General features: G+C 62.4%; 22 protein-coding genes. 14 read left to right on the top strand and 8 right to left on the bottom strand.

The window, feature by feature from the left end; genetic code table 11:
* The first annotated feature begins 1 nt into the window (after position 1).
* Positions 2-373, top strand: a complete 372-nt coding sequence (locus tag A9K68_RS08335; RefSeq protein ID WP_065010132.1) for a hypothetical protein — start codon at positions 2-4, stop codon at positions 371-373.
* A 10-nt stretch (positions 374-383) separates the two neighbouring features.
* Here the strand turns inward: A9K68_RS08335 and A9K68_RS08330 are convergent, their stop codons facing one another.
* Complete coding sequence (locus A9K68_RS08330; RefSeq protein WP_065010133.1) at positions 384-1,325, bottom strand: nucleoside hydrolase; 942 nt, start codon at positions 1,323-1,325, stop codon at positions 384-386.
* A 143-nt stretch (positions 1,326-1,468) separates the two neighbouring features.
* Between A9K68_RS08330 and A9K68_RS08325 the strand changes: the two genes are divergently transcribed.
* Both A9K68_RS08325 and A9K68_RS08320 read left to right on the top strand, forming a co-directional pair.
* On the top strand, positions 1,469-1,894 hold the full coding sequence (locus tag A9K68_RS08325; protein WP_065010134.1) for an Hsp20 family protein: 426 nt from the start codon (positions 1,469-1,471) through the stop codon (positions 1,892-1,894).
* 167 nt (positions 1,895-2,061) lie between these two features.
* Positions 2,062-2,319 carry a DUF1150 family protein gene (locus A9K68_RS08320; RefSeq protein WP_029348168.1) on the top strand — a complete coding sequence of 86 codons (258 nt, stop codon included), beginning with the start codon at positions 2,062-2,064 and terminating at the stop codon, positions 2,317-2,319.
* 77 nt (positions 2,320-2,396) lie between these two features.
* On the opposite strand, the gene ptsN is transcribed toward A9K68_RS08320, so the two are convergent.
* From ptsN to lptC, 6 genes are all read right to left on the bottom strand, one after another.
* Positions 2,397-2,861 carry a PTS IIA-like nitrogen regulatory protein PtsN gene (gene ptsN, locus A9K68_RS08315; RefSeq protein ID WP_023797448.1) on the bottom strand — a complete coding sequence of 155 codons (465 nt, stop codon included), beginning with the start codon at positions 2,859-2,861 and terminating at the stop codon, positions 2,397-2,399.
* A gap of 84 nt (positions 2,862-2,945) precedes the next feature.
* Positions 2,946-3,530, bottom strand: coding sequence for a ribosome-associated translation inhibitor RaiA (gene raiA / locus A9K68_RS08310; RefSeq protein ID WP_065010135.1), 585 nt, complete (start codon positions 3,528-3,530; stop codon positions 2,946-2,948).
* A gap of 268 nt (positions 3,531-3,798) precedes the next feature.
* Positions 3,799-5,325: an RNA polymerase factor sigma-54 gene (rpoN, locus tag A9K68_RS08305; protein WP_065010136.1), complete on the bottom strand. Its 1,527-nt coding sequence runs from the start codon at positions 5,323-5,325 to the stop codon at positions 3,799-3,801.
* A gap of 191 nt (positions 5,326-5,516) precedes the next feature.
* Positions 5,517-6,335 carry an LPS export ABC transporter ATP-binding protein gene (lptB, locus tag A9K68_RS08300; protein ID WP_029348172.1) on the bottom strand — a complete coding sequence of 273 codons (819 nt, stop codon included), beginning with the start codon at positions 6,333-6,335 and terminating at the stop codon, positions 5,517-5,519.
* Positions 6,335-6,952 carry an LptA/OstA family protein gene (locus tag A9K68_RS08295; protein WP_065010137.1) on the bottom strand — a complete coding sequence of 206 codons (618 nt, stop codon included), beginning with the start codon at positions 6,950-6,952 and terminating at the stop codon, positions 6,335-6,337. The genes lptB and A9K68_RS08295 overlap by 1 nt, the downstream gene beginning before the upstream one ends.
* Complete coding sequence (gene lptC / locus A9K68_RS08290; RefSeq protein WP_065010138.1) at positions 6,939-7,652, bottom strand: LPS export ABC transporter periplasmic protein LptC; 714 nt, start codon at positions 7,650-7,652, stop codon at positions 6,939-6,941. Before lptC ends, A9K68_RS08295 begins: the two co-directional genes overlap by 14 nt.
* Positions 7,653-7,971: 319 nt before the next feature.
* On the opposite strand from lptC, the gene sppA reads away from it, so the two are divergent.
* The 11 genes from sppA to A9K68_RS08235 all read left to right on the top strand — a co-directional run bounded on the left by sppA (position 7,972) and on the right by A9K68_RS08235 (position 18,555).
* On the top strand, positions 7,972-8,925 hold the full coding sequence (gene sppA, locus A9K68_RS08285; protein ID WP_065010165.1) for a signal peptide peptidase SppA: 954 nt from the start codon (positions 7,972-7,974) through the stop codon (positions 8,923-8,925).
* A 70-nt stretch (positions 8,926-8,995) separates the two neighbouring features.
* Entirely contained in the window at positions 8,996-9,280 is a 285-nt protein-coding gene (locus A9K68_RS08280) for an integration host factor subunit beta (protein WP_006200394.1), read from the top strand.
* 76 nt (positions 9,281-9,356) lie between these two features.
* On the top strand, positions 9,357-9,689 hold the full coding sequence (locus A9K68_RS08275; RefSeq protein WP_029348180.1) for a LapA family protein: 333 nt from the start codon (positions 9,357-9,359) through the stop codon (positions 9,687-9,689).
* Positions 9,690-9,783: 94 nt separating this feature from the next.
* Positions 9,784-10,764: an ornithine cyclodeaminase family protein gene (locus A9K68_RS08270; RefSeq protein WP_065010166.1), complete on the top strand. Its 981-nt coding sequence runs from the start codon at positions 9,784-9,786 to the stop codon at positions 10,762-10,764.
* A 369-nt stretch (positions 10,765-11,133) separates the two neighbouring features.
* Positions 11,134-11,571, top strand: coding sequence for a hypothetical protein (locus tag A9K68_RS08265; protein WP_065010167.1), 438 nt, complete (start codon positions 11,134-11,136; stop codon positions 11,569-11,571).
* An 89-nt stretch (positions 11,572-11,660) separates the two neighbouring features.
* Positions 11,661-12,695, top strand: coding sequence for a class I SAM-dependent rRNA methyltransferase (locus A9K68_RS08260; RefSeq protein ID WP_065010168.1), 1,035 nt, complete (start codon positions 11,661-11,663; stop codon positions 12,693-12,695).
* A complete protein-coding gene (locus A9K68_RS08255) occupies positions 12,695-13,552 on the top strand; it encodes an RNA methyltransferase (RefSeq protein ID WP_065010139.1) in 858 nt (285 codons plus the stop codon). Before A9K68_RS08260 ends, A9K68_RS08255 begins: the two co-directional genes overlap by 1 nt.
* 8 nt (positions 13,553-13,560) lie before the next feature.
* A complete protein-coding gene (lspA, locus tag A9K68_RS08250) occupies positions 13,561-14,061 on the top strand; it encodes a signal peptidase II (RefSeq protein ID WP_065010140.1) in 501 nt (166 codons plus the stop codon).
* Positions 14,062-14,113: 52 nt separating this feature from the next.
* The gene (locus A9K68_RS08245) at positions 14,114-15,103 is read left to right on the top strand and encodes an MDR family oxidoreductase (RefSeq protein WP_065010141.1); all 990 of its coding nucleotides are present in this window, start codon (positions 14,114-14,116) and stop codon (positions 15,101-15,103) included.
* Between the two features lie 110 nt (positions 15,104-15,213).
* Positions 15,214-17,502, top strand: a complete 2,289-nt coding sequence (locus A9K68_RS08240; RefSeq protein ID WP_065010142.1) for a PAS domain-containing hybrid sensor histidine kinase/response regulator — start codon at positions 15,214-15,216, stop codon at positions 17,500-17,502.
* Between the two features lie 165 nt (positions 17,503-17,667).
* Positions 17,668-18,555, top strand: a complete 888-nt coding sequence (locus tag A9K68_RS08235; protein ID WP_082982566.1) for a GNAT family N-acetyltransferase — start codon at positions 17,668-17,670, stop codon at positions 18,553-18,555.
* 79 nt (positions 18,556-18,634) lie between these two features.
* On the opposite strand, the gene A9K68_RS08230 is transcribed toward A9K68_RS08235, so the two are convergent.
* Positions 18,635-19,267 carry a trimeric intracellular cation channel family protein gene (locus tag A9K68_RS08230; RefSeq protein WP_065010169.1) on the bottom strand — a complete coding sequence of 211 codons (633 nt, stop codon included), beginning with the start codon at positions 19,265-19,267 and terminating at the stop codon, positions 18,635-18,637.
* Between the last annotated feature and the right edge of the window lie 103 nt (positions 19,268-19,370).

The following is a 19,370-nucleotide window of genomic DNA, read 5'->3' as shown; positions in this document are numbered from 1 at the left end:
TATGGCAAGAGCGCGGCTGGCCCTCACCTTGCTAATACTGCGGGAAAATCTCCGGGGCATCGTCATCACCAGCCTTGTGGTCGGTGTCTGCATTCTGGCAATCGGCGCACTTATTGCAAGGCGGAGCAGCCCAATCGTCGATGTGGAGTCGACGACTGGCACTGTGGTCAACGTTCTCAATGTTCCTCCGAGCCCCGAAGCATGGATCGGAAGAGGATTCCGTTATCAGTACGGAATCCGTCTCAACGAAAATGACCTTCTGGTATTCGTATATGGTAACGCAGCAATGCCGCGAGCGATCGGATCAGAAGTTGCGATCGAGCGGCGGTACCGTCTCAATGGCACCGAAACGTACCAATTGCTCGATGAGTGAGTGAGCGGCTCTAAAGCCGCCCCAGCCTTTCCAGCAGCAGCGCGAAAAACGCATCGTGGTCGATGTCGCGCATCACCATGGCGTTGTTCGGTCGCTTGGTCACGCCCCACCAGTCGATCACGGTCATGCCCATGGTGAGCTCCGAGGCGGTTTCCACGGTAACGTTGCAGTTGCGGCCCCTGAAGAGCTCCGGCTTCAACAGATAAGCGATGACGCAAGGGTCGTGCAGCGGTCCGCCATCGGTGCCGTATTTCTCTTCGTCGAAGCGCTCGAAGAATTCCAGCATCTCCGTCGTAGCCGTGCCGACTCTGGTGCCGAGCTTGCGGAAGGCCTGGGTGCGCTTGGCCGTGGTCAGCGCCTTGTGGGTGACGTCGAGCGGCATCATGACGATTGGGATGCCGGATTTGAACACGACATCGGCGGCATGCGGGTCGACATAAATGTTGAATTCGGCGGTCGGGGTGACATTGCCGCCTTCGAAGAAGCCGCCGCCCATCAGTACGATTTCCTTGATGCGCGGTGCGATCTTCGGCTCGCGGATCAGCGCCAGCGCTATGTTGGTGAGCGGCCCGAGCGCGCAGAGCGTGATCGTGCCGCTCTCTTCCTTCATCAGTGTCTCGACGATGAAATCGACGGCATACTGGTCCTGCAGCTTCATTGTCGGTTCGGGCAATTGCGGTCCATTGAGACCGGTCTCGCCATGCACCTCCTCGGCGGTGACCAGTTCACGCGCCAAAGGGCGGATGGCGCCGGCATAGACTTTGATGTCTGGCCTGCCAGCCAGTTCGCAGATCTTGCGTGCGTTCTTTTCGGTGAGCCTCAGCGGCACGTTGCCGGCAACGGCGGTCATTCCGACGATCTCCAACTCGGCGCTGCCGAGTGCCAGCAAAATGGCGACGGCATCATCCTGGCCGGGGTCCGTGTCGATGATGATCTTGCGGGATTCGGGCATTTCAATTCCTTGTTTGGGGAGTCTTTTTGGGCGGGGCTTTTGACGGCTTGAACTTGACCGCGGGGCGGACCATATCAAGGCCATCGGGAAAAATGCCATCTGGGTTTTTCCACTTTATGTCGCTCTTGAGAGGACAGTGTAACATGAGCCGAATGACGCCTTTTTCTAGCCCGCTGCTCCTGGGTTTCGACGCCATGGAAAAGACCCTGGAACGTCTGGCGAAGTCGGGTGACAGCTACCCTCCCTACAACATCGAGCGCCTCAGCGGTGCAGACGGGAAGGCCGAAAGGCTGCGTATCACGCTCGCTGTCGCCGGTTTCGCCGAAAACGATCTCGATGTGACCACGGAGGAGAACCAGTTGGTCGTGCGCGGCCGTCAGAACGATGACACCGAGCGCGAATTCCTTCATCGCGGCATTGCCGCACGCCAGTTCCAGCGCTGTTTCGTGCTGGCCGACGGCATGCGGGTGATCGCAGCGGAGCTGAAGAACGGCCTTTTGGCGATCGATCTCGATCGGCCCGAATCCGAACGGATGGTACGGAAAATAAATATATCGGTGAAAGACTGATCCTTACCACTGCATCGGCCGGAAAATCGGAACCGATTTTCCGAAAGCATGATGCAGCAAATTGAAGTGTTAGAGCGTCCTTTGTGTGTCCAATTGGACACACGGCGCTCAAATGGCTCTCATGCGAGGCGGCCTTGAGCGGCGTCCTCGCGCCAAGGAGGCTTGAAATGACCAGAACTGACGAAAACCTCATCATGACCAGCGGCGAATTCGCCCATCTCGGCGAAGGCTCGGTCGCCTATCTCAGGAAAGTGTCGAGCGACGATCTGCGCGGCCGTTTCCCGGGCCTCGGCGAAATCGCGCCCGGCCTGGAACTGTGGGCCCTGTTTGCCGCCAATGGCCAGCCGATCCTGCTTTCAGACGCTCGTGACAGAGCGCTGGCTGGCGCCCTGGAGAACGACCTGACCCCTGTCCCCATCCACTAACAATACGGCGCAGCGATCTCATTGGAAACGGACAGGGCCGCTCACGGCGGCCCTTCAACGGATCTGATCAAAAAAGCTCAGGCTGCATGCGAGGCCTGCGTGTCCGACAAAAGCGCGTGGATCGCTGCGGCGTCGCGGGTGCCCCTTATCTTGGCCACCGTGTCGGCGTCGCGCAGCACCCGCGCGATGCGCGACAGCGCCTTGAGGTGGTCGGCGCCGGCGCCTTCGGGCGCCAAAAGCAGGAACACCAGATCGACCGGCTGGTCGTCCAGCGCCTCGAAATCGACCGGCGTCTCCAGCCGGGCGAAAACCCCGGCGATCCGCTTCACCCCCGCCAGCTTGCCATGCGGAATGGCAATGCCATTGCCGACACCGGTCGAGCCCAGCCGTTCACGCTGCAGGATGGTGTCGAACACCTCCCGTTCCGGAATGCCGGCAATCGCCGCAGCCCTTTCGGACAGCATTTGCAGCAGTTGCTTCTTGGAGTTCGCCTTCAACGCCGGCAAGATTGCCGGAACGTTGATGAGATCGCTCAGATCCATACTTGAAATCCCTCGTTCGCCTACCGTCGCCAGCCCTCACTCTCGCGTGCGGCTTGGTGCTTTATCCCAGTGCGGCCTTGGCCGTCATCCCTGCGCGACCTTGGTCGTAGACGGGTCGATCCAGCCGATATTTCCGTCCGGCCGGCGATAGACGATATTGAGATGCTCGGTTCCGGCATTGCGGAAGACGAGAACCGGGCTGTCCTTGGTGTCGAGCTCGATCACGGCTGACGCCACCGACATGGTCCGCAGCGTCATGGTTGATTCGGCGACGATGGCTGGCGCGAAATTCTCCGGTATTTCCTCGTCGTCGTCGGCAAGCGGCGCCATCACCGTATAGGCGATGTCGGTGAGCTCGCCGTTGGCATTGCCTGAATTATGTGACTTCAGCCGACGCTTGTAGCGCCGAAGGCGGGTTTCGAGGCGATCCGCCGCCGCCTCGAAAGCGAGCGTCGGGTCCTGGGCTTCACCGGTCGCCTGCAGCGAAGCGCCGGAATCCAGCCGGATCATGCAATCGGCCGTGTAGCGCGACCCCGATTTGACGACTACAATTTGCCCTGAAAAGCCCCGATCGAAATATTTCCCGATCACTTCTCCGACACGGTCGTTGATGCGCGTACGGAACGCATCGCCGATGTCCATGTGTTTTCCTGATATGCGCAGTGTCATCTGAAAACTGACCTTCCTTGCTCAGGCTTCAAACTGTCCCGAGTTTATACCCGTGGTCTGTGCGCACAAGCTTTGCGGCGTCACTTGCGCCGATTTTAAATCCGAACTTTCCGGTTGATCACAAGCCGCCTTCTTTGACCGTCCCGTGGCCAACGTCGTGACGGACCATCCGCATGCGGGCAGTAGCCCGTCCCATGCGGGCGGGCTTCTAGCCACTTCATTGCGGCTTGTCAATGAAGCGCGAAAGTTGTGGAAATTCCGTCGGAGATCAACGTCCGGCGCTGGCCAAAGCGCGTTTTTCACGCCGCCGCTGCACCGACGAGGGAATATTCATGCCCTCCCGATACTTGGCGACCGTGCGCCTGGCGATATCGACGCCACTTTCCCGCAACATATCCACAATCGCGTCGTCGGAAAGCACGTCGGCAGGTTTCTCCTCATCGATCAACTGCTTGATGCGGTCGCGCACCGCTTCAGACGAATGCGCATCGCCGCCAGCCGACGAAGCGATCGACGCGGTGAAGAAATAGCGCAGTTCGAACACGCCGCGCGGCGTCAGCATGTATTTGTTGGTGGTGACCCGGCTGACGGTCGATTCGTGCATGCCGATGGCGTCGGCCACCGTGCGCAGGTTGAGCGGCTTCAGGTGACGCACGCCATGGATGAGGAAGGCGTCCTGCTGGCGCACGATTTCTGAGGCAACCTTAAGAATGGTCTTTGCCCGCTGGTCGAGGCTGCGCGTCAGCCAGTTGGCGTTTTGCAGGCATTCTGCCAGGAAATCCTTTTCCGTCTGGTTTTTCGCATGCGGTGAAACCTGGGCGAAATAGATATGGTCGACCAGCACGCGCGGCAGCGTTTCGGGGTTGAGTTCGATCACCCAGCTTCCGTCATTAGCCGCCCGCACTTCGACATCGGCGATGATCGCGTCGCTGGCGCCCGCCGAAAACGCCATGCCCGGGCGCGGATCGAGCGCACGTATCTCGGCCAGCATGTCGAGCAGATCCTCCTCGTCGACCCCACAAATCCGTTTCAGGGTCTGGAAATCGCGCCGCGCCAAGAGTTCGAGATTGGCGATCAAAGCCTTCATCGCCGGATCGAGCCGGTCGCGGACGGCAAGCTGCAGCGACAGGCATTCGGCGAGGTCGCGGGCAAAGATGCCGGCGGGCTCAAATGTCTGGCAGACCGCGAGCGCATTCGCCACCGCCGCTCGGTCGGTGCCGAGACGGGCGGCGATCTCGGCCATGTCGGCGCGCATATAGCCGGCCTCGTCGAGGCCATCGGCCAGTTCGCTGGCGATCAGGCGTGCTGCCGGGTCGGCGAAGGCAAGCGCGACCTGTTCGCCGACATGCTCGCGCAGCGTGATGGCGGCGGCCGCCATGTCTCCGACGTCGAAGCCGTCGGAAGAGGACGCGGAACCGTTGCCGGATGCCGACTTCCATTGAGCCGTCAGGTCGGGACCGAGCCGCTCGCTGATGCCGGGGTCGTCGGGAAATAGGTTTTCAAGCGAAGTATCGAGCTTTTCCGAGATCGCCTCGGCGCTCCACGCCGTTTCCTTCTCGAACCAATCGCCGTCGGTGGCCGTTTCCGGCGCGGCATCGATCTTCTGCGCCTGGTCGCTGACGGGATCGTCCTGCGGCTCGGCGCGCTCGAGCAGAGGATTGCGCTCGATCTCGTCGTCAATGAAGCGTTCCAGCTCGATGTGGGTGAACTGCAGCAGCCGTATCGACTGCATGAGTTGCGGCGTCATCACCAGCGACTGGGATTGTCGTAGCTGTAGTTTTGCCGCCAACGCCATGGTTCGGTTTCAAACGCCCTGTCTACGCACCCGGACTGCCGGAAGGAGTCGGGCATAGAAACTGGCCCGGCTTTTGCTTGTCAAGGCGACGGCGATCAAAACTCGCCTGTCGCTGCTTTATTTGGAAGAGAAATCGGAGAAAAAAGGCTGGTCTCGCGCCAAAAATCGCGTTTCGAGGAGAATTTTCCCGCTTAGAGTGTAAATCCCTCACCGAGATAAAGCCGCCGCACATCCGGGTTTGCGACCACTTCGTCGGCCCGGCCATGGGTCAGCACCTGCCCGGCATGGATGATGTAGGCGCGGTCGATCAGGCCGAGCGTCTCGCGGACATTGTGATCGGTGATGAGCACGCCGATGCCACGCGCCGTCAGATGACGCACGAGTTGCTGGATATCGGCGACGGCGATCGGATCTATGCCAGCGAAAGGCTCGTCGAGCAGCATGTATGCGGGGCGGGTCGCCAGTGCGCGCGCGATTTCAAGGCGCCGCCGCTCGCCGCCGGAAAGCGACAGCGACGGGGCTTTGCGCAGATGGCTGATGTGAAACTCATCGAGCAGTTCGTCGAGACTGTGTTCGCGCTTTTTGCGGTTCTTTTCGACCACTTCGAGCACGGCACGGATGTTTTGCTCGACGCTCAAGCCGCGAAAGATCGACGCTTCCTGCGGAAGGTAGCCGATGCCGAGGCGGGCGCGGCGGTACATCGGCATCGAGGTGACATCGAAGCCGTCGATTTCGATTGTGCCTTCGTCGACCGGCACAAGGCCGGTGACCATGTAGAAGCAGGTCGTCTTGCCGGCGCCATTGGGACCGAGCAGTCCGACCGCCTCACCGGCGCGCACGCCGATCGTCACGCCGCTGACAACTTTGCGGCCCTTGTAGCTCTTGGTCAGGCCCTTGGCGATCAAGGTTCCCTTGAACTTTACCTGGTCGACGCTGACCGTGGCCGGTGCCGCAAGTTTGCTGGCGACGCGTCCTGGAAGACGCGCCATCAGCGATGCTACGTCGACCATCAGGGGTTCGCCGCTCCCGACTTCGCCGGCGGCGTGATCGACATCATGACGCGGCCCCCGCAGGCGTCGACCTGAGCCAGGCCGCTCTTCATCTGCACGGTGAGCTTACAGCCGACCAATACATTGTCACCTTGCGAAAGCACGACCTTGCTGCCTGAAAGCACCAGCACTTCCGTCTTCATGTCGAAGGTGCCGCTGTCGCCGGTGGCGACCTGGTCGTCCGATTTGATATAGACCTTGTTGGCGACCTCCAGGCGGTCGATGTTGGCCGAGCCGGTCATCGCGGCACCTGCGGCCTGTGCATCCTTGGCGTCAGCGTCGGCATCCTTGACGTAATAGACCGTCATCTTGCCGGCCTTGAGCAAGGTCGGACCCTGGACGACGCTCACATTGCCTGTGAACACGGCGACGCTATCCGCCTGGCGGACCTCGAGCTTATCGCTTTCGATCTGGATGGGCTTGTCGCCGGACAGTTTGAGGCCCGATAGCTGGCTGGTGGCCTTGGACTGCGCCAGAGCCGGCGCCGTCCCCAACCCCAGGACCAGCCCCAAAGCCAACCCAAGGGCCGGCAACGCCGAAGCTGCGGCCACGAGCCGTGTCGAACTACTGAACCGCATTGGATTCTCCGCTCATTGCCTCTGCCGCCTTCAAGCTGGCGGGATCGATGTTGACACGCACTCTGTTCTCGAAAACCACGATCTTGCCGTTGTCTTGGATCGACATCGACTCTGCGGTGATCCGCGACCCGCCGCGGCTGACGTCGACCGGATCGTTCGTCTTCATAGTGCCTTTGCCCATGTCGAGAAAGACTGATTTGAACTTTGCCGCCAAGCCATCGGTGGTGGTTATGGTGACATCGCTGGTCAGGCTCATCGTGTTGCCATCGCGATTATAGGTGCCGTGCGAGGCATTGATGGCCGCCACATTGTCGGTCGATATCGGCAGCTTGGCGTCGATGCCCTCCAAGTTGATGATTCCTTGCTTGGTCACGTCCTGTATGGCGCGCAAGGCCGTCATGGAATAGGGCAGTTTCTGCTTGGTGAACCCGTTGAGCTTGGGATTGGCCATCACCAGCTTGCCGTTGGCGAAGGCGCTGCCGTCGGCCTGGACCTGAATTGAGCCAGGCGCCGCGAGATAGGAATAGACCGGGAAGGCGACCGCGATCGCGGCAGCGGCCAGCGGCACCGCCAGCTTCAATATCCGCACGCGGCGCGAATGGCGCTGGGCAATGCCGAAGGCGTCGACCCGCGCCGGGCCTACGTCCGGGGGAGCCAACTCCGTCTCGGTGTTGGTCGGTTCAATCGGTCGCGCTAACATAACTGCTTTCTTTTAAACCCCTGCCGCCAAGCACCCCTATAGGTGGGATGCCGGCGCCCTCAAGCAAGCACAAGCGGAGGAAAACCGCAAAAGTGTGACGGTTGCTGTTGCACAAACGAAAATGAAACCGGCACAACTTGCATGTCATACCAGATACAGGCGGGCAGCGTTAGGGGCCTGTGGATTGGTCTTAACATCTCTTGAAACGCCGGTTCGCGAACGTCGAGACCTGTCTTTGGCGCAAGCTCGTCAGGAATCGGTAGCCGGGCGCGGATGGTTGCTTTAAAAGCATCTGCTTCCACCGACTATGAGGCTGACCATGGCACTGAGAGCCGACGACCTGATCGACCGCCGCCGCTTGCGCCGCAAGCTGACATTCTGGCGCGTTGCAGCGCTTGTTGTCGCAGCAGCCGGGCTGATTGCCTTTTCGAGCTGGATTTACGGTGACGACTTCACCGGCACGGCGGTCGACCATATCGCCAAGGTCAAGATCGAGGGCACCATTACCGAAGACGAAGACCTGATCAAACAACTGGAGACCATCCGTCAATCCTCAAGGGTGAAAGCGGTGATCCTGTCGATCGATTCACCGGGCGGCACCACCGTCGGGGGCGAATCGATCTACGAGGCAGTTCGCAAGCTGGCCGCCGAGAAGCCGGTGGTGGCCGAGGTCGGCACGCTGGCCGCATCGGCGGGCTATATGATCGCCACCGCGGCCGATCATATTGTCGCGCGCAAATCGTCGATCGTCGGCTCGATAGGCGTGCTGATCCAGTATCCGGACGTCAGCGGCCTTATGGACAAGCTCGGCATCAAGCTCGAGGAAGTGAAATCCTCGCCGCTGAAAGCCTCGCCATCGCCTTTCAAGCCGACCAGTGACCACGAGCGCACCATGGTCCGCAAGCTCATCCTGGACAGCTACGACTGGTTCGTCGGCGTCGTCGCCGAGCGCCGCAACATGACCAAGCCCGAGGCGCTGGCCCTGGCCGACGGGTCGATCTTCACCGGCCGGCAGGCTGTTGCCAACAAATTGATCGACGCGGTCGGCGGCGAGACCGAAGCGATCGATTGGCTCGCGACCAAGGGCGTCGACGCCAAGCTCAAGGTGGTGGAGTGGAAGGACGCGGAAAGCAGCGGCTTCCTGTTCTCGAAAGCGATGGCGCGAACCATCGGCAGTGCGCTCGGCCTGCCCGACTATGGCGGCGAGATCATTCACGAACTTGGTGCCGACCGCTTGTTTCTTGACGGTCTCGTTTCCGTCTGGCACCCTTGAGACGAGTGAAAAAAGCAAATAAAATCATCCTCATAATTTTGACTGCTGTGTTTTCACGGGGAGCCTTCTCATGATCAAATCCGAACTTGTGCAGATCATCGCCACACGCAACCCGCACCTTTTTCTGCGCGACGTCGAAAACATCGTCGGCGCGATTTTCGACGAGATCACCGACGCGCTTGCCGAAGGCAACCGGGTCGAACTGCGCGGTTTCGGTGCTTTCTCGGTGAAAAACCGCCCCGCCCGCACCGGCCGCAACCCGCGCACCGGCGAATCCGTCGAGGTCGAGGAGAAATGGGTGCCGTTCTTCAAGACCGGCAAGGAATTGCGTGAAAGGCTGAACGGCGGCAAATAGGCGCCGCGCGAGCTCGTGCAGCGTGCCGGCCTTTTCAGTAGGCCTGCGGTAGAGCCCGCCTTCGACAGGAAATTCCATGTTCAATCGCCTCATGCTCATCGTGGTCTTCGTACCGCTGGCCGTCATTCTGATCGCGCTGGCGGTCGCCAATCGCGATCCGGTTGCCTTCACCCTGGATCCGTTCAACCCCGGCAATCCGGCGCTAACGATGACGCTGCCGCTTTTCATCTTCCTGTTCCTGGCTCTCGCCATCGGCATGATCGTCGGCAGCCTGGCCACTTGGGTCAAGCAGGGCCGCTATCGCAAGCTGGCGCGCCAGCGCGGCGTCGAGGCCGAAAACCTGCGCCAGGCAGTCAGCCGCGCACCGGCTGCGCCACAAGGCCCCGCCTTGCCGAAGCCGACCAGCTGAGCCAACACAGCGCCGCACGTCCTTTGGGACGCGCAAAGGACGCTGTACCATTTTCGGTTATGCGTTAGGCGTATTTCTCTCCATGGAGTTTCCCATGCTGACCATTTCGGCGGCCGAGGTCGATCAAGCGCTGACCTTTCCCGGCCTGGTCGAGACGCTGCGCGCGGCCTTTCGCGATGGCGCGGTACAACCGGTCAGGCATCACCATACGGTCGAACGGCCCGACGGCGCGGCCTCGACGCTGCTCCTGATGCCTGCCTGGACCGACTTCAATGCGGCCGGCACGTCGGCAGGCGGCCATATCGGCGTCAAGATCGTCACGGTGTCGCCCGACAACAACACCGTAGGCAAACCCGCTGTGATGGGGCTTTACCTCCTGCTCGACGGCGCGACCGGCGAGCCTGAAGCCATGATCGATGGCCAGCGGCTGACGCAGTGGCGCACGGCCTGCGCCTCGGCGCTGGCCGCTTCCTATCTGGCCCGCGAGGACGCTGAGCGGCTGCTGGTGGTCGGCGCCGGCGCGCTGTCGCCGTTCCTCGCCAGGGCGCATTCAGCGGTGCGGCCGATCACCGCAATCCGCATCTGGAACCGCACACCGGCCAATGCCGAAAAGGTTGCGGCGGAATTGCGCGCCGAGGGCTTTGCGGCCACCGCCGCGAGCGATCTCGACGCCGAAATCGGCCAGGCCGACATCGTTTCGTCGGCGACCATCACGACCACGCCGCTGATCAAGGGCGCGCTGTTGAAGCCGGGCACCCATGTCGATCTGGTCGGCGGCTTCACGCCGGTCATGCGCGAAAGCGACGACGATGCGATTGCGCGTGCTCGCGTCTACGTCGATACCCGGGCAGGCGCCGCCAAGGAGGCGGGCGATATCGTCCAGCCGCTGGCCTCGGGCGTGCTGAAGCCGCAAGCCATCGTCGCCGACCTGCATGAATTGGCACGCGGCCAGAAGAAGGGCCGGCAGAGCCCCAGTGAGATCACGCTGTTCAAATCGGTCGGCGCAGCCCTCGAAGACCTCGCCGCCGGCATTGCGGTGTACAAGGCGCTGGGAAGTAGGGAAGTAGGGAAGTAGGGAAGTAGGGAAGTAGGGAAGTAGGGAAGTAGGGAAGTAGGGAAGTAGGGAAGTAGGGAAGTAGGGAAGTAGGGAAGTAGGGAAGTAGGGAAGTAGGGAAGTAGGGAAGTAGGGAAGTAGGGAAGTAGGGAAGTAGGGAAGTAGGGAAGTAGGGAAGTAGGGAAGTAGGGAAGTAGGGAAGCTATACCAATCGTGCGGCTTCGTGCCAGTCATATCTACCCTTACTCCCTTACTCCCTTACTCCGCTACTCCCCTACTCCCCTACTTCTCTGTTCCCGATCGGCGGGAACGTCTCCGGCGTCGCACCGTTGTTCGGGCGTTATAGAGATCCGCGGGTTCCTGTTGTTCTGGTCCATCTTGGCCGCCGTCATGGCGGCGCTCAGCCTTGGACCATCCTTCGCCCATGTCCTGGAATCGGCTCCTCGGCTGACGAAGTGGTCACCTTCTCTCTGGCGCGAGACGACTGTCTTCAAGGCCCAGTTCCAGCTGTTTGCCGTCATTGGCGCGCCACTGGACGTGGCCGCGATCGGCTGTCCGGGACTTCTCGCATGGATGCTGCGCAATGACCGTCCGGCGTTCTGGTATGCGTTGGCCGCTGCCGTGCTCTATGCGGTGTCTCTTGCGATGTGGTTTGCTCTCGTCAAGCCGGCGAACGATATTCTGGCCACCTGGGTGCCTGGACCGATCCCGGAAAATTTCGAAGTGATCCGACTGCGCTGGGAAACCGGCCATATGATCGTCGCCGGCTTCAAGGCCGTCGGTTTCGTATCGCTGATTGTCGCCCTGCTTTGGATCAGGCGCGGCTGACCGTTTCGGAAATGTCCAGCGACCGCGTTTGTTGCACCGGTGAAGGTGCTGTGGCAGAAGCGGGCCAAGTCGCCCCGGAGATGCTCTTCTTGAAACCTTTTCGCGACAAACGCCGCGACAGCCGCTCGCATCAGCTCGCAAAGGGCGGGGCGGAACAGGCGCCGCGCGCAACCGGCACAGCATCGGGCAACCGCACCGCGCCGCGCGTCCTTTCCCGCCGCGACGGCGCCCTGCCCGCCGAACACCTGCCGCTGATCCTCGAAGTGGCGCCCAACGCCGACTATGCGCTGCTCGACAGCGGCGCCGGTCAAAAGCTCGAGCAGTACGGGCCCTATCGCATCGTCCGGCCCGAAGGCCAGGCGATCTGGCAAAAAGCGTTGCCGGCCGAAAACTGGGACCGCGCCGACGCCATTTTCACCGGCGACACCGACGAGGAAGGCATCGGCCGCTGGCGCTTCCCCAGGACGCCGCTCGGCGAGACCTGGCCGATGAAGCATGACGGCATCGACTATCTCGGCCGCTTCACCTCGTTTCGCCATGTCGGCGTCTTCCCCGAGCAGGCCTCGCACTGGGACCACATGGCCGGGCTGATCGCGGCGGCGAAGCGACCGGTCAAGGTACTGAATCTGTTCGGCTATACCGGCCTTGCCTCGCTGGTGGCGGCGCGCGCCGGCGCCGAGGTCACCCATGTCGATGCGTCCAAGAAGGCAATCGGCTGGGCTAGGGAGAACCAGGAGATGGCGGGCTTGTCGCAAAAGCCGATCCGCTGGATCATCGACGACGCCATCAAATTCGCCGAGCGCGAGGAGCGCCGCGGCAGCCGCTACGACATCATCCTGTTCGATCCGCCCGCCTATGGCCGTGGCCCCAAGGGCGAGGTCTGGCAATTGTTCGAGGACCTGCCTGATCTGACCGACATCTGCCGCTCGATCCTGACGCCGAAGCCGCTTGCTGTCGTGCTGACCGCCTATTCGATCCGCGCCTCCTTCTTCGCCATCCATGCCTTAATGCGCGACACTTTCGCAGGCATGGGCGGCACGGTCGAATCCGGCGAACTGATCATCCGCGAGAAATCCGCCGGCCGGGCGCTGTCGACGTCGCTGTTCTCGCGCTGGGTGGCCTGATGAGCGAGCGGCACGTCGGCGCGCCAGGGCAGGTGAAAGAGGTCACCAGCCTCGCCAATCCGTTGATCAAGGACATCAAGGCTCTCGCCCTGAAGAAATTCCGCGACCAGCAGAACGCCTTCATGGCCGAGGGGCTGAAGCTGGTCATCGACGCGCTCGACCTCGGCTGGTCGATCCGGACGCTGGTCTTTGCCAAGGCCGGACGCGGCAACGCGGCAGTCGAAAAGGTCGCTGCGCGCACGGTTGCCGCCGGCGGCACCGTGCTCGAAGTTTCCGAAAAAGTGCTCGTCGCCATCACCCGCCGCGATAACCCGCAAATGGTGGTCGGCGTCTTTTCGCAGAAGTTCCTGCCGCTGAAGGACATCCGCGTTCGAGACAGCGACGTCTGGGTGGCGCTCGACCGCGTGCGCGACCCAGGCAATCTCGGCACCGTCATCCGCACCGTCGATGCCGTTGGCGCCAAGGGCGTCATACTGGTCGGCGAGACCACCGATCCTTTTTCCGTCGAGACCGTGCGCGCCACCATGGGCTCGATCTTCGCCGTGCCGGTGGCCAAGGCGACGCCGGACGCCTTCCTCGTGTGGCGAAAAAACTTTCCTGGCCTCGTTGCCGGCACACATCTGAAAGGTGCGGTCGACTACCGTTCGGTCGACTTTTCCAAAGGCCCGGTGCTGCTGATGATGGGCAACGAACAGCAGGGCCTGCCCGACAGCCTAGCCGAAAGCTGCGACAGATTGCTGCGGATTCCACAGGCCGGCCGGGCCGATTCGCTCAATCTCGCGGTGGCCACCGGCATCATGCTGTTCGAGATCCGGCGCGGCGCGCTGAAATTTGCCCCGGAGGACGCCAGACCGTGACATCCCAAATGGTGAAATCCCAAACGGCAAAATCGTGGTTCCCCTACATCCTGCTGGTCGCCGCCGCGATAGCGCTCGACCAGTGGGTGAAATATCTGGTCGAGACCGGCCTCGCCTTCCAGGAAAAGGTCGATCTTGTGCCGTTCCTGGCATTGTACCGCACCTACAACACCGGCATTGCCTTCTCCATGTTTTCATCCTTCGGCGACACCGGCCTGGTGGTCATCGCCGCTTTCGTCGTCGCATTCGTGCTCTATCTCGCGGCCCGCACTCCGCCCGGCCACGTGCTTACCCGCATCGGCTTTGCGCTGATCGTCGGCGGCGCGCTCGGCAATCTGCTCGACCGCGCTACCCATGGTCACGTGATAGACTACATCCTGTTCCACACCCCGGTATGGTCCTTTGCCATCTTCAACCTCGCTGATGCCTTCATCGCGGTCGGCGCGGTGGTGGTCGTCTTCGACGAACTCATCGGTTGGCGGCGCGAGGCCAAGCCCTCAAGCGATTGACCTGGCCTTCTGCCGCCATACAGTGGCCATTCGAAAAGCCCGAGGAGAAGACATGCCCGAAACCTTCAAAGCCATCCTCGTTTCGCGCGATGCCGAGAAGAAGCAGTCGGTCGCGGTGACCGACCTCACCGAGGCCGACCTGATGGAAGGCGATGTCACCGTCGCCGTCGAGGCGACGACGGTGAACTACAAGGACGGCCTCGCTATATCAGGCAAGGCGCCGGTGATCCGCCGCTGGCCGCTGGTGCCGGGCATTGATTTCGCCGGCACCGTCATCTCGTCTTCCCATGCCGACTGGCGCAAGGGGGACAAGGTCATATTGAACGGCTGGGGCGTCGGCGAAACGCATTTTGGCGCCTATGCCGGGCGCGCCCGAGTCAAGGGAGACTGGCTGGTGCCGCTGCCTCAGGGTATGAGCCCGCATGATGCCATGGCGATCGGCACCGCAGGCTACACCGCCATGCTTTGCGTCATCGCGCTGGAACGGCACGGCATCGTGCCCGATCGCGGCCCGGTGGTGGTGACGGGCGCGGCCGGCGGCGTCGGCTCCGTCGCGGTCTCGATCCTGTCCAGCCTCGGCTATCATGTCATCGCCTCGACCGGCCGCAGCGCTGAAAGCTCCTACCTGATCGACCTGGGTGCTGCGGAGGTGATTTCGCGCGACGAGCTTGCCCAGCCGGCAAAGCCGCTCGCCAAGGAACGCTGGGCCGGCGGCGTCGACGCGGTCGGCAGTCACACGTTGGCCAACGTCCTTTCGATGACCTCGTATGGCGGCGCCGTCGCCGCCTGCGGCCTGGCAGGCGGCATGGATCTGCCAGCGAGCGTCGCCCCGTTCATCCTGCGCGGCGTTTGCCTGCTCGGCATCGATTCGGTGATGGCGCCAAAGCCGGTCCGCATGGAGGCGTGGCGCCGCATCGGCACGGACCTCGACCTCCAGAAGCTCGCCAGCCTGTCCACGACCATCGGCTTTGACGGCATCATCGACGCCGCGCACAACATCGTCGAGGGCAAGATCCGTGGCCGCGTAGTGGTGGATATGTGAGTTCTGGCGTCTGCCGTTTTGCACGAAAGAAAGGCAAAAACCGCGCGACCGATAAAATTCGAACGATCCGCCGCAATTTTCCATAATCTCTGTCTGGCAAGGGTTTCCGCATGGTCACGGAATCCGCCATCGGAGAAACGGAGAGCGCCGAAAGCGTCGACGCGATCGGCCCGGAGGCGCCAAGGCGGCAGCATATCGCAGCGCCGCCACTGGCGCCCGAACTGCCCGCCGCCAATCGCGAAGGCCTGCCATTCCTGACGCTCGTCGCCATCGTCATGCTGGCAGGGCTGTCGCACCTGACTGGCGCGCCGATCGTCATCACCGTTGGCCTTTTGGCGACTGGCATGGCCGGTCTCGCCGTGCATCTGCGTGCCAGGCGCACGGTGCGTCGCACGGTTGCCATCCTTGGCGAGACCGCAGCTCGCAGCCGCGCCGAGGTCGAGACCCTGGCCGACCGCATGTGGGAGATGCAGGAGAGCGAGGAACGCTTTCGCGGGCTGATCGACGCGCTTGGCGATCTCGTCGTCCACCGCGACCGTGACGGCCATATCGTCTATGCCAACAAGGTTTTCGCCGATCTTGTCGGAGCCGACCAGCGCGATCTTGCCGGCAGGACCCTGGTCGAACTCGGCATCGACGTCGGCATCGTTCCCGATGCCGCTTTTTCCGACCACGAATGCCTGAGCTCCACCGACGTCGCCATTAGCACGCCGAGCGGCCCGCGCTGGTTCTCATGGATCGAACTGTCCGTGCGCGACAAGGAGAGCGGCGCCGTCTCGCATCGCGCCATCGCCCGCGACATTACCGCCCGCAAGCACGCCGAATCGTCGCTGATCACCGCCCGTGAGCGAGCCGAATACGCAAGCCAGGCCAAATCGCGCTTCCTCGCCACCGTCAGCCATGAGATCCGCACACCGATGAACGGCATCATGGGCATGGCCAGGCTGCTGGCGGACACCAATCTTTCACCCGAACAACGGACCTATGTGGGCGCCGTCTCGACCTCGGCCAGCGCGTTGCTGGCGCTGATCGAAGATCTGCTCGACTATTCCAAGATCGAGGCCGGCCGCTTCGATCCCGAACCGCAGCCAATGTCGGTGCGCGAGATCGCCGACAACATCGTCGAACTCTTGGCGGCGCGCGCCTTCGCCAAGAATATCGGCCTTGGCTGCCATGTCGAACCCGACGTGCCGCAGATGATCACCGCCGATCCAGGAAGGGTCAGGCAGGTGCTGCTCAACTTGATCGGCAACGCGATCAAGTTCACCGACAGCGGCGGCGTATTGGTGAGCATCGCTCGTGCCTGCACCGAAACCACCAACCGCATATGCTTCACCATCGCCGATACGGGTCCCGGCCTGCACGAGGACGATATGGAGCGCATCTTCGAGGAATTCGAACAGGCCGATGGCACGTCGACCCGCGCGCATGGCGGCGCCGGGCTCGGTCTTGCCATTTCCAAGCGCCTGGTGATCGCCATGGGCGGCACGATTTCGGTTTCGAGCCGGCTCGGCCAAGGCTCCGAGTTCGTCTTCGATATTCCTGCCATATCGGCCACCGAGCCGCCGCAGACCCGCCAGAATGCGCTGTCAGGGCAGCGCGCGGTGATACTGTCGAAGAACGCCATCGAAGCCGACGCCATCGCCCGCACCATCCGTGCCAATGGCGGCATGGTCGATCTGGCCGCGACCGACGCCCAGGCAGCGTCCTTCGCAGAAGGCTGCGACGTGCTTCTGGTCGATGCGGCCATGGAGGAGGGCGACGGCAGGTTGCTAAGCCGCCTTCGCCAGAGCGGCTTTGCCGACTGCGAGGCGATCACGCTGATCGCGCCGACCGACCGCGGCATGCTGGGCGAGTTCCGCGCCAGCGGCTACGCGACCTTCCTGGCAAGGCCGGTGCGTGGCGAGACGCTGTTGCGCGTGCTTTTGACCAGCAGCGTACCCGCCCTCACCCAGCCACAGCCGGAAAAGCGCGGCGCACCATCCGTCCGCGCCATTGGCAACCGCCAGCAGGGCCTGTCGGTGCTGATCGCCGAGGATAACGACATCAACGCCATGCTTGCCCGCGCCACGCTTCTGAAGGCCGGGCATCGCGTGAAAGTGGTCGGCGACGGCAAGGCCGCCGTCGAGGCAGTCACTGGCACCGGCCACAAGCACCGCTTCGACGTGGTGCTGATGGACCTGCACATGCCTGTCATGGACGGGCTGGACGCCATCGCCGCCATCCGCCGGCATGAGGAGGAAACCGCCGTGGCGCCGGTTCCGATCATGGTGCTGTCGGCGGACAGCCAGGAAAAGACCCGCCACGCAGTGCTTGCCCACGGCGCCAGCGGCTTCGTCACCAAGCCGCTCGACCCCGACGCGCTTGTCCATGCGGTCGAGGGCCAGGTGGCCGCGTGATCCGCCGGCTGTCCTTCCTGGCTCCCGCCGCGTAACATAGCCGGTTGAAGGATTACCCAGCCGACGAAGTATTGCCCGCAGCACCGTATCACGGTACTGTCACAATCCTGTTGCACCTACACCGTATCCCCGTGCCAAGAGGGATGGCTCGAAGGAGAATCACTCGTGCATACAGTTATGCCGGAATGTGACGCTCGGCAGAACGCCAGCGGTGCTTTGCTCACCGGGCGGGACGTCGATGCCGTCACAAAAGGCGAAGCGCTCGGCCGTATCGGCAACCTCGAAGTGCGGCTCGCCCGCAACGAGGCCGAGATCGCCGCCGCGCAGGAAGTGCGCTACCGGGTGTTCTATGACGAGCTTGGCGCCAGGAAGAACCTGTTCCAGGTGCAGGATCGCCGCGACGCCGACCATTTCGATCCGCTTTGTGATCATTTGCTCGTCTTCGACACCTCGCTGTCCGGTCCCGAGCATCGCCGCATTGTTGGCACCTACCGCCTGCTGCGGCAGGAAATCGCGGCAGCGGCCGGCGGCTTCTATTCCGAGGGCGAATTCGAGCTGACCAATCTTATCGCCCGCCACCCCGGCCAGCGTTTCCTCGAGCTCGGCCGCTCCTGCGTCTTGCCGGAATACCGCTCGAAGCGCACCATCGAGGCGCTTTGGCAAGGTATTTGGGCCTATATCAACCATTACGGGATCGGCGTGATGACCGGTTGCGCTTCGTTCCACGGCACTGTGCCGGCGGCACACGCCGAAGCGCTGACCTATCTCGCCCATCACTGCCGGACGAATTCGGCCTGGGACGTGCGTGCGGTCGCCGGGCGCTATTGTTCCATGGATTTGATGCCGATCGAGGCGGTCAATGCCAAGGCCGCGATCGCGGCGATGCCGCCGCTGGTCAAGGGCTATCTGCGCGTCGGCGCGCGCATCGGCGACGGCTGCGTCGTCGATCGCGAATTCTCGACGGTCGACGTGTTCGTGGTGATGCCGGTCCAAGAGATCGGCGCCCGCTACGTCAACTATTATGGCGGGGAAGCCCAGCGCTTCGCCGCTTGAGATTTCAGTGAGTAGCGAGTAGCGAGTAGCGGGAGTTCCTCCAATTCGCTGCAGATTGTTATCGCTAACCGCGCTCATTTCATGGAATATCTTCCGGTCGCCGACCAGGCCTGCTCTTGTAGGACGGAAAGGTCCAGCCGAATTTGAGCGCGCCGCCACGCACGCAAAAAGCAGCCATGAAGCCTGCCAGGCCCGAGGCGAGCGGCGGCAGTCCGGCGAGATCGCCGAGCGTGTAGAGAGCGGCGCCCGCAAGTGCTGCGGTAGCGTAGATCTCCGGTCTCAACAGCACTGAAGGCTCCCCGGTCAACAGATCGCGAAGGATGCCGCCAAGGGTGGCGGTGAGCATGCCGGTAACGATCGAAACCGCCGGCGAGCCGGTGATCGCCAGCCCCTTGGCCGCGCCCATCACCGAAAAGGCGGCAAGGCCGATGGCGTCTAGCCAGAGCAGCAATTTGTAGCGGGATTCGACACGGTGTGCGCTGAAGAAGACCAAGACCGCCACCGCCGCGCAGATCAGCACATAGTCGCGGTTTCCGACCCAGAACACCGGCACGTTGAGGATGACGTCGCGAAACGTGCCGCCACCGATGCCGGCTACGCTGGCCAGGAACAGGTAACCGATAATGTCGAGCTGTTTGCGCGAGGCGGCCAGCGCACCGGTCGCGGCAAAGACGGCGACGCCGGCATAGTCGAGAAGCTCGATTGGGTTCAAGGACATAGTGGAGTAAGGGAGTGGGTGAATAGGGGAGTATGAATAGCATGAAGCCGCACGATTGCTACGGCTCCTCTATCAAGTCCCTTACTACCCTACTCCC

The organism is Mesorhizobium sp. AA22, from assembly GCF_001672375.2.
In the GTDB taxonomy this organism is placed as follows: Bacteria; Pseudomonadota; Alphaproteobacteria; order Rhizobiales; family Rhizobiaceae; genus Mesorhizobium; species Mesorhizobium wenxiniae.
The sequence above is the reverse complement of the archived record's forward strand: the minus strand, read 5'-3'. Positions and strand labels throughout refer to the sequence as shown.